This window comes from Streptacidiphilus sp. EB129 (genome assembly GCF_041262645.1).
GTDB lineage: Bacteria > Actinomycetota > Actinomycetes > Streptomycetales > Streptomycetaceae > Streptacidiphilus.
Genome location: NZ_JBGCCS010000007.1, coordinates 300,946 through 316,154, shown reverse-complemented (window position 1 = coordinate 316,154; position 15,209 = coordinate 300,946). Strand labels below are relative to the sequence as shown.

Sequence of the window (15,209 nt, the reverse complement as noted above, 5' to 3'; positions counted from 1 at the left end):
GACTGGTTGTGGGCGCTGACGTTGGCCACGTGCTTGGTGACGTTGACGGTCTTGGTGAAGCTGAACTTCAGCTTGCCCAGGGCCTCGCGGCCGGGGAGCAGCTCGGCGGACTCGGCGTCGAGCTCGTGCATGTCCATGCTCATGATGGTGCCTCTCTCTGGTGGTCGAACCTGGTGTGAGTGGTGTCGCGTGTGGTGCGTTCGTGCAGGTCGTGCAGGTCGTGCAGGTCGTGCAGGTGCGCGGCGCTCCGCGTGCCGGCGCGTCCGCCGGGTGCCGAGGGGAGCGACTACTGGTGGAGGCTGATCGCCTGGTCCGCACCGGACTGCGCGGCAGCGCCGCAGGAGTCCCAGTTGCCGGCGAAGGACTGGTTGTGGGCGCTGACGTTGGCCACGTGCTTGGTGACGTTGACGGTCTTGGTGAAGCTGAACTTCAGCTTGCCCAGGGCCTCGCGGCCGGGCAGCAGCTCCGCTGATTCGGCGTCCAGCTCGTGCGGCTCAAGCATGGTCAATTCCCCCTCAGGAATAGCCGGTTGCGATCGGACGGAGGAGGTTCCCCCCGGCTTCCGTCCAACTCGGTCGGACGTCTTGTCCAACGAGATTGGACACTAGTCGTGCTTCGTCGGACGCCGCAAGCGGTTCGGCCACAACGTTCTGCAACGGACTGGTAACAGAGAGATATGGCCAGGTGGGAGCACCTGACGGGGTGTCCGGAGGGGTGATCGCCGTAGAATCGGAGCCCCACAGGCGGCCGAAGGGGCCGCCGTCAGGAGGCGTCAGCCAGGTGTCCAACGCCCTGCAGCAGTTGATGAGAGAGCGCTTGGACCGGCAGGGCTGGTCCTATGGCGAGGCCGCCCGTCGCGGCGGTATCCCGCGCTCCACCGTGCACCACCTCGCGACCACGGAACGCCTGGTCAGGATGCCGAACCCGGCCACCCTGGAGGGTCTGGCGCGGGGGCTCGAACTGCCGTTGGACGCCATCCGCCGCGCCGCTGCCGAGGCCTGCGGGATCCACCTCTACGCCGCCGGGCCGGCCGCCGCGGTCGACGCCGGCACCGCCGCCGCGGTCGACGCCGGCACCGCCGCCGCGGTCGACGCCGGCACCGCCGCCGCGGTCGACGCCGGCACCGCCGCCGCGCGGGCCGCCGACCCGGAGGTGGACGTGCTGATCGCCAGCCTGCAGCAGCTGTCGGTGGACGATCGCCGCCATGTCGCCGCGCTGGTGGAATCGCTCCTCGACCGCAAAGGGCGCGGTGACGGCCCACTCTGACGCAGGCTCCGCCCGTTCCGGTTCCACAGATGTCGGGATATGACCGGTTGGAGCGAACATCGTGCTTGTCCGGCGCCCGGGCCGGCATATGCGGCTAGCGTCAGCCCCTGAACGGGGTAGGTGAGCCGCACGCTACCCCCGGGACCAGGGGGGATCCGTGCTGGTCGTACAGGGAGGTCCCACCACCGCGGTGGTGCGGGGCAGCAGCGGGGAGTCGGTCGTGCTGCTGTCCGGTGAGCTGCCCGCCGAACTCACCGACGCCGGTCTGGCGGAGGTGCTCGACCTGGCCGCCGCCGTCCTCGACGGCGAGGAGATGCTGCTGTTCGAACGTTGCCTCGACGCGCTGCGCCGCGGGGACCTGACCGGTACCCGCCGGATCGAGATCGACGGCGCGGTGCTCACCGTCCACGGCGGCTGAGCGTCGACGCCGGCTGAGCGCCCACGGGGCTGGGCGGCCGCGCGGTCCGGCCGCCGGGAGGGCCGGTGCGGGGGTTCCGTGCGGGAGGTTCCCGGTCGGCGCGGTCGTCAGCGACACTGGAGCGACCCCAGGGGGTGCTCTTACCGCCCTCTCATGCTCCCCGGAGAGAATCATCGCCGTGACGTCGACAGTACTGCTGGCCGAGGACGACCGGGCCATTCGTGATGCCGTGGTGCGCCTGCTGACCCTGGAGGGCTACCAGGTGACCGCGGTCGCCGACGGCATCCAGGCGCTGGCGGCGGTCCACAAGGAGCGCCCCGATGTGATCGTCCTCGATGTGATGATGCCGGGCATCGACGGGCTCGCGGTGTGCAGCGTGCTGCGCGCCGAGAACGACCGCACACCGATCCTGATGCTCACCGCCCGGGTGGACACCTCGGACCGGGTGGCCGGCCTGGACGCCGGCGCGGACGACTACATGGTGAAGCCGTTCGAGGCGGACGAGCTGCTGGCCCGGCTGCGGGCGCTGCTGCGCCGCGCCCTGCCGGTGCCGGTGCCGGCCGACCCGCCGTCCGCGCGGCGCGACCCGTACCCGCTGGACGACGTGATCGAGGTCGCCGACCTGCGGATCGACCCGACCGCGCGCCGGGTCTGGCGGCAGAACGCCGAGATCGCGCTGTCCCGTACCGAGTACGACCTGCTGGAGCTGCTGGCCCGGAACGCCGGGATCGTGCTGGACCACAGCACGGTCTACGACCGGATCTGGGGCTACGACTTCGGCCCGGGATCGAAGAACCTCGCCGTCTACATCGGCTACCTGCGCCGCAAGCTGGAGCTGCGGGACGCGCCGCCGCTGATCCACACGGTCCGCGGTGTCGGCTACACCCTGCGCGAGCCGTGAGCCGCGAGCACCCCGTGAGCACCGCGCCCGGCCCCTCCCTGCTGTCCCGGCTGCCGATCCCGGCGGGCCTGCGGGTCCGCTTCGCGGTGGCCTTCGCCGGAGTCGCCGCCCTGGTCGCGGTGCTGGTCGGCGGCCTCGGCTACGACGCCGCGGCGAACCTGATCCGGCACGACCGCGCCTCGGACTTCTCCAACTCGCTGGACACCCTGCTCGTGGCGGTCGGCCAGTCGCCGCTCTACCCCTCCGACTTCCTGCCGTCCAACCAGAACCACGACCAGCTGGAGGACCGGCTCACCCAGTCCGGCGACATCGGCATCCAGGTACTGGGCCCGGACGGCTCGGTGGTCGAGGTCGGCAAACCCGATCCGCTGCCGGTCGACGCCAAGGACATGGCGCTGGCCCGGGAGCGGGCGGCGGGACAGGTCCACGACGTCACCGAGGACACCGGTGGCGACCGCTACCGGGTGGTCACCGTCTCCCTCGGCGGGGTACGCGGGGCGGTCCAGCTCTCGGAGCGGCTGAGCGCCACCGACGACCTGCTGGACACGCTGCTGGAGCGCACCGCGCTGCTCGCCACCGCCGTGGTGCTGGCCGCCGGCGCGGCCGGCTGGTGGCTCGCCGGACGGATCACCCGACGGCTGGTCAGGCTCACCGGAGCGGCCGAACAGGTCGCCTCCACCGGCCAGCTGGACGTGGACGTGCCGCGCAGCGGCGCCGACGAGATCGGCCGTCTCGGCCGGGCCTTCGACGACATGCTGGGGCGGCTGGCCCGCTCCAAGGACGACCAGCGCCGTCTGGTCCAGGACGCCGGGCACGAGTTGCGCACCCCGCTCACCTCGCTGCGCACCAACATCGCCGCGCTGCCCCGGCTGGACCGGCTGCCGCCGGAGTCCCGGGTGTCGCTGATGGAGGACCTGGCGACGGAGACCCGCGAGCTCAGCGTGCTGGTCAACGAGCTGGTCGAACTGGCAGCCGACCGCAGGGAGACCGAGGCGCCGACCGAGGTCGAGATGGACGCGCTCGCCGAGCGGGTGGCCGACCTGGCCCGGCGCCGCACCGGCCGGGAGATCACCGTGGTGGTGCGCTCGGCGGTGCCCGGACGGCCGCTGCTGGTGACCGGGCGGGCCGGGGCACTGCAGCGGGCGATGACCAATCTGGTGGAGAACGCGGCCAAGTTCGCGCCCGAGCCGACCCCGATCGTGCTGCGGGTGGAGCCGGGCCGGATCGCCGTGCTGGACCACGGCCCCGGCATCGACGACGCCGATCTGGGCCGGGTCTTCGACCGCTTCTACCGGGCCACCGCGGCACGCAGCCTGCCCGGCTCCGGCCTGGGTCTGGCCATCGTCCGGGAGGTGGCCGAGAGTCACGGCGGTACGGTCTTCGCGCGCAACCGCCCGCAGGGCGGCGCCGAGATCGGCTTCACCCTCCGTGGTGCGAGCTGACCTCGGGCCCGGTGCCGGTACCGCCTGATCCGTTCGACGGACCGGCTGGGCGGGACCGGCTCGGCGAACACGCCGGGGCGACAAATCGGACAAACTGCTGATCCCTCGCTAGATTCCTTGTGGGCCCACGACCCGTCGAAGCAAGGGATGCCCGTGCGCAAGCTCATCGCAGCCGGGAGCGCCGCCCCGCTGTCGCGGGTCCCCACCCGCCGCGGCACCGAGCTGCTGCTGGTCGTCCTCGCGGTGCTGATCGCCGCCTTCGGCTACGCCGACGTCGGCTGCGCCATCGACGGCCGGGTGCCCGCCGACACCGTCGGCTACGCGCTCGGCCTCGGCGTCCTCGCGCTGCTCGGGCACCTCGCCTGCCTGCTCTTCTTCGGCATGTTCGTGATGATGCTGTACGTGGCCACCGGGCGGGTCGGCTGGATCGCCGTCGGCCTGGTGCTGGTCGGCGCGGCGGTCGGCCTGGTGGCCATGGTCGAACCGCACGTCCACAGCCGCTTCGTGAACTGGCTCAACTGAAACCGCAGCTGGTCAGCTCGCTGACCAGGTCGGACGGGGCGACCGTGGAGAGCTTCGGGCCGCAGCGGTTCGGTCGGCCGATCTCGGCGGCGGTCGCCGCGCAGGTCCGGCAGGCCATGGAGGACGTGGTCGCCAACGGCACCGGCGGCAACGCGGCGATCCCGGGCGCGGTGGTCGGCGGCAAGACCGGTACCGCGCAGAACGGGGTCAACAACAGCGGTACCCCGTACGCCTGGTTCATCGCCTACGCCAGGCCGAGTGAGAACGCCGCCGCGCCGGTCGCGGTCGCGGTGGTGATCGAGGACAGCAACGCCGACCGCGCCGACATCAGTGGCGGAGGCCTGGCCGCGCCCATCGCCAGGGCCGTGATGCAGGCCGTGCTGAACGGGTAGCGGCAGACATCCGGTCGCCGGCTGGTCATGTGCCGCACAAATCGACGGAGCCTCTTAGGCTGATGCCATGCCGATGATCGCAGTCGTGGGGAGCGTCAATCTCGATCTGGTCGTTCCAGTGCCGCACCATCCGGTACCGGGGGAGACCGTGCTGGGTGGGGCGCTGGCTGAGCATCCGGGGGGCAAGGGAGGGAACCAGGCGGTGGCGGGCGCACGGCTCGGTGCGCAGGTCGCCATGGTCGGGCGGGTGGGTGCAGACCAGGCCGGAACGTTCCTGCGGGCGGCGCTGGCGCGGGAGGGCGTGGACGTCCAGCGGGTGCTCACGGACGAGTCCGCGCCGACCGGGCGGGCGCTGATCGCGGTGGACCGGGCCTCGGGGGAGAACTCGATCATCGTCAGCCCGGGTGCGAACAGTGCTCTCTCCTCGGAGCACTGCGCCGCGTCGGGAGCGCTGCTCCGCGACGCGGACGTCGTTCTGCTGCAGCAGGAGATCCCCTACGCCACCGTCGAGGCCGCTGCCAGGCTGGCCGGCGGCACCGTCATCCTCAATCCCGCCCCGGCCGCCGCCGACCACCGGACCGACCACAGCCACCTGCTGGGCATGGTGGACATCCTGGTGCCGAACCGCACCGAGCTGGCCGCACTGGTCGGCCACCCGCTGCCGGATCTGCATGCCGTCGCCGACGCCGCGCGGACCCTGCGCGGCCCGGCCGCCGTCGTGGTCACCCTGGGCGCCGACGGAGCGCTGCTCTGTGAGGAGAGCGCTGTTCTCCTCATCCCGCCGTTCCCGGTCACCGCCGTGGACACCACCGCTGCGGGCGACTCCTTCTGCGGCACCCTGGCCTGTGCCATCGCCGAGGGCATCCCGCTGCACGAGGCCGTCCGGCTGGCCGCGGCCGCCGCCGCGCTCACCACCACCCACCCCGGCGCGCAACCCTCGCTGCCGACCCGCGCCGAGGTCGAGAAGCTGCTCGGCCACGCCTTCTGAAAGGCATGCGCGCTGACGGTCCGTCGAGAGGGCGTCGCGGCCGACTCCCTCAATCGGACGACACCGACAGCGGCGCTGATCCGGGCCCCGCCGACTAAGCTCGACCCACCATGGACGGAGCCCTCCGGAGCGTATCCCCGCCGACCGACACGCCTGTCCGGGACGCGGCACGCCGTACCGTCCGGTCCGGCTTCGGCCGGGTGCGCCACCTCGCCCAACTGCTGCGGCAGACCGCCTGGGCGGCACCCGACCAGCGCGTCCAGCTGATCCGCTTCCCGGTCGACACCCGTCTGCGCTACGCCCTCGCCGCCTTCGGCGGTGGAGTCGTGTTCGTCCTGGCGATCACCGCCAACGTCCAGCTGAGCGAGATCGTCCCCGGCAGCATGGCCTGGGCGCTCGCCTCGCTGCAGGTCTTCCCGCTGCTGCTGGCCGCCTACCGGCCGCTCGCGGCCTGGCGGATCTCCGCGGTCGGCCTCACCCTGACCACCTTCGCCGAGATCGGCCACGCCCCCACCCCGTTCTGGCCCTGGCCGGTCAGCGGCTGCATCGCCTACGTGGTGCTGCTGTTCGTCACCGCCCAGGTCTACGGACGGGACGTCGCCGTCGGCGTCGACCTGCTCACCGCCGGGGCGGTACTGCTGCCGGCCGTGGCGCTGGTCCGGCTGCCGCCGGTGGTGCTGGCGGTGGCCGCGGTGGTGGTCACCCTGGTGGTGGTGCTCGGCGAGGCGATCCACTCCCGCCAGGAGGCCGAACGGCATCTGGTCGCCGCCGAGGAGCAGCGGCGGGCCGGTCTGGCCCGGCAGGCGGTGCTGGAGGAGCGTTCCCGGATCGCCCGGGAACTGCACGACGTGGTCGCACACCACATGTCGATGATCGCGATCCAGGCCGAGGCCGCCCCGTACAAGCAGCCCGGACTGCCGGAGCAGACACTGCGCACCTTCGGTGCCATCCGCGAGGCCTCCACCACCGCGCTGACCGAGATGCGCCGGGTCATCGGCCTGCTCCGCGAGGACGACGAGAACGCCGAGCGTGCGCCGCAGCCGGGGATCGACCGCATCCCGGAGATGGTCCGCGCCGCCCGGCAGGCCGGGATGCAGGTCGACCTCACGCTCTCCTTCGGCCGCGAACCGGCGCCGGCCGTGGTGGACGTCTCGGTCTACCGGATCGTGCAGGAGGCGCTGAGCAACGCCGGGCGGCACGCCCCGGGCGCCCGGGTCGAGATCGAGGTGCTGCGCACCGACGAATGCGTCCAGGTCCATGTCGCCGACGACGGCCGCACCAGCGGCGGTCCCGCCCCCGGCGGCAACGGCGGCCACGGGCTCACCGGCATGCGCGAACGCGCCGAACTGCTGGGCGGCACGCTGCGGGCGGCGCCGCGCGAACACGGCGGCTTCGAGGTGGTGGCGGAACTGCCGCTGGACGGAGTGCCGCCGCCGCGTGGAGGCCTGCCGCCGGAGGCCGCCGTGGACGAGCGCGCGAGCTGACCGGGCTGGCCGGGCCGCCGGCCCGCCGAACCCCACCGACCCGGGCGCCGGGACGACCACCGACCACGGGGGAGCACCGTATGGACGAAACCAGGGCAGGGCTGATCAGGGTGCTGCTGGTCGACGACCAGGAGATGGTCAGGGACGGCCTGGGCGCGCTGCTCTCCTCCGCTCCCGACATCGAGCTGGTCGGCGAGGCCGGGGACGGCATCCGGGCCATCCAACTGGCCGCCGAGCTCAAGCCGGACGTGGTGGTGATGGACATCCGCATGCCCGGCATGGACGGCCTGGCCGCCACCGCCAGGATCGTCGGCGCGCCCGGGCCGGCCACCACCGCCCCCAGGGTCCTCATCCTCACCACCTTCGACCTGGACGAGTACGTCTACGAGGCGCTGGCCCGCGGTGCCAGCGGGTTCCTGCTCAAGGACGCCCCGGCCCGCGACCTGGTCAACGCGGTCCGGGTGATCGCCGCCGGCGAGGCCCTGCTGGCCCCCTCGGTGACCCGCCGGCTGATCGACGACGTGGCCCGCCGCCGCCGCTCCGGAGCCCTGCGTCCGGAGGCGGTCTCCGCACTCACCGTGCGCGAACTGGACGTGATACGGCAGGTCGCCCGGGGACTGTCCAACTCGGAGATCGCCGAGGAACTGTTCCTGTCCGAACAGACCATCAAGACCCATGTCGGTCGGATCCTGGCCAAACTGGAACTCCGGGACCGGACCCAGGCCGTGGTGTTCGCCTACGAGAACGGCCTGGTCGGCATCGTCGGCGAGGAACGATGAGCATCAGGCCATCCTTCAGGGTGATGCGCGTTCCACTCTCCAGCGTGACGACACCGACGGGTCCCGCTTCCTACTGTGGACAACTGTGACGACGACTCATGTCCCACGGGACAAGGAACGGTCCGACCGCGCCGCCACGCGTTTCCGTCTGCCGCGACCGCGCGCGGGCCGGCTTCCGGCGGCGGACCGGGGCGTCGCCGCACCCCTGCACACCCGCCGTCTCCCGTGGGTGCTGGGCAGTCTCGTCTGCGCCGCCTGGGCCGGGAGCTTCCCGCTGGTGTCGGACCTGGGCACGCAGCGGACCTGGGGCGTCATCGCCGGTATCGGCTACCTGCTGGCAGCCTGCGCGGCCGCGTTCCTGCCGCGTCGCCACTTCGCCCGCACCGCGACCGGGCTGGCGTTCCTCGGCGCGATCGTGCTGCCGATGGCGTTGATGCTGGTCAAGGCCTGGTCGCAGAGCGAGGTGCCGGTCGTCCAGTACTCCGCGGCGCAGATGCTGCACACCGGCAGCCCCTATCTGCCGGACCCGCACCAGGTGAACGGCTACGACCCGTACCTGCCGGCGATGGCGCTGTTCGGGATCCCCCGGGTGCTGCTGGGCCACGCCTGGTGGCTGCCGCAGGTGCTGAGCGACGCGCGGGTGTGGTTCCTCGCGGTGTTCACCGGCTGCCTGGTCGGCGCCTGGCGGCTGCTCGGCCCGCTGGTCTCGCCGCGCGTGCCCGCCTGCGGCGTGGCGCTGGCGGCGGTCACCGCCTCACCGCTGGTGGCCCTGGTCGCCGACACCGGCGGGGTGGACCTGCCGCTGATCGGCTGCTGCCTGCTCGGCCTGGCCTTCGCCGGCCGCGGCTACGCGGCCCGGGCCGGGCTCGCCCTCGGCCTGGCCTGCGCGATCAAGTGGACCGCCTGGCCCGCCCTGCCGGTCGCGCTGCTGCTGCTGTCCCAGCTCTACGGCCGCCGGGCGGTGCTGCGCTGTACGGCGGTGAGCCTGACGCTGGCCGGAGTCCTGATCGCGCCCGGAGTCCTGATCACCCCGCACGCGGTGCTGGAGCAGGTGATCCGCTTCCCCCTCGGCCTCTCCTCGGTCCGCACCCCGGCCGACAGCCCGCTCCCCGGGCACCTGCTCGCCCAGCTCGGCCCGGGCGGCCGGCTCGCCTCCTTCGCGCTGCTCGCGCTGGGCGGCGCCCTGGTCACGCTCTGGCTGGTGCTGCGGCCGCCGCGCAGTGTCACCGCGGCGGCGGACCGGCTCGCGGCAGGCGTGGCGGTCGCCTTCCTGCTGGCCCCCGCGGGTCGCTTCGGTTACCTGGAGCTGCCGATCCTGCTGGTGCTCTGGCCCCGGCTGGCCACCCGTGCGGCCGAGCTGGCCGCCGAGGACGACAATCTGCCGGCGGCCGAGGTGCCGCTGCCGGTGCGGAGCTGACCGGAGCGCCGTGGGGAGGAGTGCCCCGGGAATACTTTCCTGGGAAGACTTTGTTGTGTCGGTCGACAGCCATTGCTTGAGACAGCCACCGCCCCCGAGGCGACCGACCCACTCCCAGGAGCCAGCCATGCCCGTCCGCCGTCTGAACCACGCCGTGCTGTACGTCCGGGACGTCCCCCGGTCCGTGGCCTTCTACACCGGTGTCTTCGGCTTCGAGGTCGCGGTCGAGATCGGTGACCGGGCCGCCTTCCTGCGCGCCCCCGGCACCCTCAACGACCACGACCTCGGCCTGTTCTCGGTCGGCGCCCAGGCAGCGGGGCCGGTCCCCGGGCAGGCCGGGCTCTACCACCTGGCCTGGGAGGTCGGCACCCTCGGCGAGCTGGCCGAGGTGGGCGCCGAGCTGCGCCGCCGGGGTTCCCTGGTCGGCGCCACCGACCACGGCGTGAGCAAGTCCTTCTACGCCAAGGACCCCGACGGCATCGAGTTCGAGGTGATGTGGCGGGTCCCGCGCGACCAGTGGCCCACCGAGGCCGGACTGGACCGCCTCGACCTGGACGCCGCGCTGGCCCGCTGGGGCGCCGACCTGGCCACCGGCGCGGCGGCCGGCTCCGCGACCTGAGCCGTCACCGGCCCCGGCCGGGCACCCGCACGAGCGGTCGCGGGTGCCCGGGCCCGCGGCTACTCGGTGGCGGTGATCAGCGCGGCGGCCACGTAGCCGGCCGAGCCGACGCCGCTGCTGCCGCCCTGCACCAGCGCCGCGACCGCGATGTGGTCGTTGTAGGCGGTGAACCAGCCGTTGGTGGTGATGCTGCTCTGGCCGACCTCGGACGTCCCGGTCTTGGCGCCGGCGTCACCGTAGCCGCCGAGCCGCGGTGTGGCGGTGCCCTCGGCGTCGTGCGCGGCGGCGGACATCAGGGTCCGCAGCTCGCGGGCGGTGCCGGCGGAGATCTGCTGGCCGGCCACCACCTGCGGCTGGCCCGGCAGGATGACCGGCTGCCGGAACGCCGAGTCGCGCACCGTCGCCGCGATCGAGGCCAGTGCCAGCGGGTTCATGGTGACGCTGCCCTGGCCGATCAGGTCGGCGGCGGCGGTGGCCGGGTCGGTGTTGGTCGGCACCTTGGCGTCGGTCGTGGCCACGCCGCCGCCGACGGACCAGCTGCCGTTCAGCCCGAAGACGTCGGTGGCCTCCTGGCCCAGCTGGTGCGTGTCCGAGTTGTGCTGCACCAGCTTGTCGAAGCCCAGCTTGATGAACGCGGTGTTGCAGGACCGGGCGAACGCGGTGGTGACCGTGTCGCCGGGGTGCGGGTCGGCGAAGTCGTTCTTGAACACGCTGTTGGCGGCCGCGATGGTGGCCGGGCAGGGCGCGGCCGAGGACGGGGTGAGCCCGGCCTGGTCGAACAGCGCCGCCGCCGTGATGATCTTCATGGTGGACCCGGGGGCGAGCTGCCCCAGCATCGCGGTGTTCCCGTCCCCGCCGGTGTTCGCGTAGGCGAGGGCCAGGATGTGCCCGGTCCGCCAGTCCAGCACCACCGTCGAGGCGGGCAGCCCGTTCAGCACCGCGTTCCGCACCGCGCTCTCGGCCCTGGCCTGCAGCACCGGGTCGATGGTGGTGGTGATCGCCGCGCCCTGGGCCGCGGTGAACACCTTCACCGTCTGCACCGGCACGTTCGAGGCGTCGACGATCTGCACCCCGGTGCCGCCGGTGCCGGTGCTGCTGCCGCTGCCGGTTGCGGAGCCGGCGCCATGCTGGCCGATGGTGGCCGCGATGTCCGTCAGCGAGGGGAAGGCCGACAGCTTGGTCCGGCCGTCCTTCGCGACCACGTCCACCCCGGCCGCCTGGGCCGAGATCGCGCCCGCGGTCAGCGACTGGCCGTCCTTCAGTGCCGGGTAGAGGACGCTGGACGCCCAGCTCACCGAGGTGTTCCCGGCCTTGCTCTGGATCACGTCAAGCTGCCCCGGATAGCTCCAGGTCCCGCCCTTGACCTGCGCGGTGACGGTGAAGGCCACCCTGGTCGCGGCGCTCTGCGCCGGGTCGGGACCCGCCGCCGCGACCCCGCCGAAGGTCATCGAGCCCAGCTGCAGCCCGTCGTGGTAGCCGGTGAGCGCGGTCTGCGCGGTGTCCGGGCTGTTGGTGTCACTGGCAGCGCCCGGGTAGTGGGCCGGTCCGGCCTGCCAGGCGCCGAGAAAGTCCTGCGCCCGCTTCAGCGCCTCGGCCGCGCTCGGCGGGGTGGGGCTCTGCACCGCCTGGTCGGCCGCCGCCGCGCTGTCGCCGGTCGTACTGCCGGTGACGGCGTGGACGAGGTTGTACGCCCCGTACCCGCCGGTGGCCAGCAGCACCGCGCAGGTGCCGCTCACCACGCCTATCTTGACGCCACGCCTCATCGTCGGATTCCCCCGTCGTCGACCGCGCCCGGGTGGTCCGGGCACCGTGTCCTCCGGCGGATCGTACGTGTGCGACGTCTGGATCCCCACGGGAATGTCGGGACCGTGTCACACCGGTGAGGCAACCGTGACCGGCGGATCGGCCTCAGATCCAGGTGGGCCACCACATCCGGGCCTGCCACTCCGAGTACGGGATGATCTGCGCGGTGTAGAGCGGCAGGAAGTAGAGGAAGGTCGCCATGATCGCGACGACCAGCAGCCCGGCGCCGATCACCCCGGCCACCCGCCGGTCCCGTGAGGCCGTCGCCCGTCCGAGCATCCCGCCCACCATCAGCGCCAGCGCCAGGCAGAGGAACGGCTCGAAGTCGACCGAGTAGAAGACGAAGATGGTCCGGTGCTGCCACTGGAACCACGGCAGGTACCCGGCGGCGATGCCGCAGCAGATCGCCGCCGCGCGCCAGTCCCTGACCAGGATCCACCGGTACAGCGCGTACAGCACCGCGAAGCAGGCCGCCCACCAGAGCAGCGGCGTGCCCATCGCCAGCACCTCGCTGCTGCAGGACGCCGCGCCGCACTTCGACGGCGCGATGTGCGGCGGGTAGTAGAACGACACCGGCCGGCCCTGGACCATCCAGCTCCACGGGTTGGACATGTACAGGTGCGGGGTGCTCAGGGTGGTGTTGAAGTTCCAGATCTCCGAGTGGTAGTGCCACAGGCTGCGCAGCGGCGCCGGCACCCAGGTCATGTTCACCTGCGGCAGCGGGATCGGGCCCCAGTTCGCCGCCGAGAGACCGGCCCGGCCGTCGGCCCAGTGCCGGTCGTAGGCGCCGTAGGTGCCGCCGACCTTGGCGTTGCTGAACAGCCAGCCGGACCAGGAGGCCAGGTAGGTGAGGAAGCCGACCACCACGATGGACAGCACGGCGGGCAGGGTGTCGCGCTTCAGCGCGGACAGGTACGGGTGCCGGGAGCCGGCCGTCTTCCGCGCGGCCGCGTCCCACAGCACCGTCAGCACCCCGAAGGCGGCCAGGAAGTCCAGGCCGTTCCACTTGGTGGCGCAGCACAGGCCCAGGCAGACCCCGGCCAGGATCCGCAGCGGGCGCCAGCCCAGCCGGGCCTTCGACGCCTGCGTGTGGTCCGGCGCGGCGTCGGGGGTGTCGACGGTGGCACCGACCGCGTCGGCCAGCCGGGCCCGGCTCCGGTCGCGGTCCAGCACCAGCAGCCCGAAGGCGGACAGCGCCCAGAACATCACCATCTGGTCCAGCAGCCCGGTGCGGCTCATCACCAGGTGCAGCCCGTCCACGCACATCAGCAGCCCGGCGACGCAGCCCAGCAGCGTGGAACGGAAGAGCCTGCGCCCGGTCCGGCACAGGATCAGCACCGCGATCGAGCCGAGCAGCGCGACCATGAAGCGCCAGCCGACCGGGTTGAGGCCGAACAGCATCTCGCCGATGCCCAGCACCCACTTGCCGGCCGGCGGGTGGGCGATGAACTCGGGACCGGTGGGCGCCGGCAGATGGTTCGGCGTGGACAGGATCACCGAGTTCACGTTGTCGGGCCAGTTCACCTCGAACCCGTAGTGCCACAGCGCCCAGGAGTCCTTGGCGTAGTAGGTCTCGTCGAAGATGATGTCGTGCGGGGTGCCCAGGTGGGTGAAGACCAGGACCGCGCCGAACAGGGTGACCGCGAGCGGCCCCAGCCACCCGGACCAGCGGCACAGCCACAGCAGCAGCCCGGCCGGCAGCCGGACGCCCAGCCGTGCCAGCACCCTGGACGAGCGCTCGGCCGCGTCCTCGGCGGCGCCGGGGCGCGCTTGCCGCCCGTCCGGCATCGGCGGCACCAGGCGGTCGCGCAGCGACCCGCGCTGCTGCGGGCGGTAGCCGAGCAGGCCGAGCCGCCGCTGCCAGGCGCTCAGCGGTCGCCGCGGGCGGACGCCAGCGGCTACGGCCCCGGCTCCGTGCCCGAGTCCGGCCGCGGCCCCGTCCTCGAGTCCGCCCGCCAGCTCGTCGTCCGGCACTGTCCCTGTCGCCCTGTCAGCACTCACGCGAGCATCGTAGGGGCGGGACCTGTCAGCGGTACGCCGACCTGACCATCCAGGCCGGCCCCGCAGGGCGGTCCCGGCCTGCGCGTGGCTCCGCCGGGCGGGGCCTGACCAGTCACTTTGCGCTCCCTGGAGGCACCGGCGACTACGCTGGAGCACTGCGCGCCGACGCGCGACGGGACGGACGACGATGCAGGTGGAGCGGCAGTGACGGCGGACAGCGGACTACTGGGCAGCGGACTACTGGTGCTTGCGGGAACCCCGATCGGGGACGTCGCCGACGCGCCGCCGCGGCTGGCCGAGGAGCTGCTCGCCGCCGATGTCGTGGCCGCCGAGGACACCCGGCGGATGTGGCGGCTGGCGAACGCGCTCGGAGTGACCCCCAAGGGGCGGGTGGTCTCCTACTTCGAGGGCAACGAGGTGGGCCGGACCCCCGAGCTGGTCGAGGCGCTGCTCGGCGGCGCACGGGTGCTGCTGGTGACCGACGCCGGGATGCCCTCGGTGTCCGATCCCGGATACCGGCTGGTCGCCGCCGCCGTGGAGCGGGGGGTGCGGATCACCGCGGTCCCCGGTCCCTCGGCGGTGCTCACCGCGCTGGCGCTGTCCGGACTGCCGGTGGACCGCTTCTGCTTCGAGGGCTTCCTGCCGCGCAAGGGCGGCGAGCGCGGCTCGCGGCTGCGCGACCTCGCGGCCGAGCCGCGCACCATGGTCTTCTTCGAGTCCCCGCACCGGATCGAGGACTCGCTGCTGGCCATGGCCGAGGCCTTCGGCGGGGACCGGCCGGCGGCCGTCTGCCGGGAGCTGACCAAGACCTACGAGGAGGTCAGGCGCGGCCCGCTGGCCGAGCTCGCGGTGTGGTCGGCGGACGGCGTGCGCGGCGAGATCACCGTGGTGGTGCAGGGCGCCCCGCCGGCCGACCCGTCCGCGCTGGACGCCGTGGAGCTGGCCCGGCGGGTCGCGGTGCGGGAGGAGGCGGGGGAGCGGCGCAAGGAGGCCATCGCCGCCGTGGCGGCCGAAACCGGGGTGCCCAAGCGCGAGGTGTTCGACGCCGTGGTGGCGGCGAAAAACGCGGGCTGACCAGCGGATTGCCAGGGGTGGAGGGGCGTGCGGGAGGGGCGTAGGGTGGCGAGCAGCGCGCGCAGCGTGAGCGCCGGTCCCACCACCGCCCAAGCTCCGCCCC

15 protein-coding genes are annotated in these 15,209 nt (G+C 73.1%); 12 read left to right on the top strand and 3 right to left on the bottom strand.

Annotated features, from left to right (window positions below; genetic code table 11):
- Nucleotides 1–286: 286 nt before the first annotated feature.
- A complete protein-coding gene (locus ABH925_RS12235; protein ID WP_370147433.1) occupies nucleotides 287–502 on the bottom strand; it encodes a hypothetical protein in 216 nt (71 codons plus the stop codon).
- A 278-nt stretch (nucleotides 503–780) separates the two neighbouring features.
- On the opposite strand from ABH925_RS12235, the gene ABH925_RS12230 reads away from it, so the two are divergent.
- The 11 genes from ABH925_RS12230 to ABH925_RS12180 all read left to right on the top strand — a co-directional run bounded on the left by ABH925_RS12230 (nucleotide 781) and on the right by ABH925_RS12180 (nucleotide 10,228).
- Nucleotides 781–1,266 (top strand): helix-turn-helix domain-containing protein, encoded by a 486-nt coding sequence (locus ABH925_RS12230; protein WP_370147432.1) that lies wholly within the window; start codon nucleotides 781–783, stop codon nucleotides 1,264–1,266.
- A 157-nt stretch (nucleotides 1,267–1,423) separates the two neighbouring features.
- Complete coding sequence (locus tag ABH925_RS12225; RefSeq protein ID WP_370147431.1) at nucleotides 1,424–1,684, top strand: hypothetical protein; 261 nt, start codon at nucleotides 1,424–1,426, stop codon at nucleotides 1,682–1,684.
- A gap of 178 nt (nucleotides 1,685–1,862) precedes the next feature.
- Complete coding sequence (locus ABH925_RS12220) at nucleotides 1,863–2,585, top strand: response regulator transcription factor (protein ID WP_370147430.1); 723 nt, start codon at nucleotides 1,863–1,865, stop codon at nucleotides 2,583–2,585.
- A 14-nt stretch (nucleotides 2,586–2,599) separates the two neighbouring features.
- Nucleotides 2,600–4,027 carry an ATP-binding protein gene (locus tag ABH925_RS12215; protein WP_370147429.1) on the top strand — a complete coding sequence of 476 codons (1,428 nt, stop codon included), beginning with the start codon at nucleotides 2,600–2,602 and terminating at the stop codon, nucleotides 4,025–4,027.
- A gap of 153 nt (nucleotides 4,028–4,180) precedes the next feature.
- Nucleotides 4,181–4,549, top strand: a complete 369-nt coding sequence (locus ABH925_RS12210) for a hypothetical protein (protein ID WP_370147428.1) — start codon at nucleotides 4,181–4,183, stop codon at nucleotides 4,547–4,549.
- A gap of 44 nt (nucleotides 4,550–4,593) precedes the next feature.
- Nucleotides 4,594–4,941: a penicillin-binding transpeptidase domain-containing protein gene (locus ABH925_RS12205; RefSeq protein WP_370147427.1), complete on the top strand. Its 348-nt coding sequence runs from the start codon at nucleotides 4,594–4,596 to the stop codon at nucleotides 4,939–4,941.
- Between the two features lie 67 nt (nucleotides 4,942–5,008).
- On the top strand, nucleotides 5,009–5,929 hold the full coding sequence (rbsK, locus tag ABH925_RS12200; protein WP_370147426.1) for a ribokinase: 921 nt from the start codon (nucleotides 5,009–5,011) through the stop codon (nucleotides 5,927–5,929).
- Nucleotides 5,930–6,039: 110 nt separating this feature from the next.
- Entirely contained in the window at nucleotides 6,040–7,413 is a 1,374-nt protein-coding gene (locus ABH925_RS12195) for a sensor histidine kinase (protein WP_370147425.1), read from the top strand.
- Nucleotides 7,414–7,493: 80 nt separating this feature from the next.
- The gene (locus tag ABH925_RS12190; protein ID WP_370147424.1) at nucleotides 7,494–8,192 is read left to right on the top strand and encodes a response regulator; all 699 of its coding nucleotides are present in this window, start codon (nucleotides 7,494–7,496) and stop codon (nucleotides 8,190–8,192) included.
- An 85-nt stretch (nucleotides 8,193–8,277) separates the two neighbouring features.
- Nucleotides 8,278–9,609: a glycosyltransferase 87 family protein gene (locus tag ABH925_RS12185; protein ID WP_370147422.1), complete on the top strand. Its 1,332-nt coding sequence runs from the start codon at nucleotides 8,278–8,280 to the stop codon at nucleotides 9,607–9,609.
- Between the two features lie 127 nt (nucleotides 9,610–9,736).
- Complete coding sequence (locus ABH925_RS12180) at nucleotides 9,737–10,228, top strand: VOC family protein (RefSeq protein ID WP_370147420.1); 492 nt, start codon at nucleotides 9,737–9,739, stop codon at nucleotides 10,226–10,228.
- Nucleotides 10,229–10,287: 59 nt separating this feature from the next.
- Here ABH925_RS12180 and ABH925_RS12175 read toward each other — a convergent pair whose 3' ends face one another.
- Both ABH925_RS12175 and ABH925_RS12170 read right to left on the bottom strand, forming a co-directional pair.
- Nucleotides 10,288–11,991, bottom strand: coding sequence for a penicillin-binding transpeptidase domain-containing protein (locus ABH925_RS12175; RefSeq protein WP_370147419.1), 1,704 nt, complete (start codon nucleotides 11,989–11,991; stop codon nucleotides 10,288–10,290).
- Nucleotides 11,992–12,136: 145 nt separating this feature from the next.
- Nucleotides 12,137–14,032, bottom strand: coding sequence for a dolichyl-phosphate-mannose--protein mannosyltransferase (locus ABH925_RS12170; protein ID WP_370147418.1), 1,896 nt, complete (start codon nucleotides 14,030–14,032; stop codon nucleotides 12,137–12,139).
- A 204-nt stretch (nucleotides 14,033–14,236) separates the two neighbouring features.
- On the opposite strand from ABH925_RS12170, the gene rsmI reads away from it, so the two are divergent.
- Complete coding sequence (gene rsmI, locus ABH925_RS12165) at nucleotides 14,237–15,106, top strand: 16S rRNA (cytidine(1402)-2'-O)-methyltransferase (RefSeq protein WP_370147417.1); 870 nt, start codon at nucleotides 14,237–14,239, stop codon at nucleotides 15,104–15,106.
- Nucleotides 15,107–15,209 lie beyond the last annotated feature (103 nt).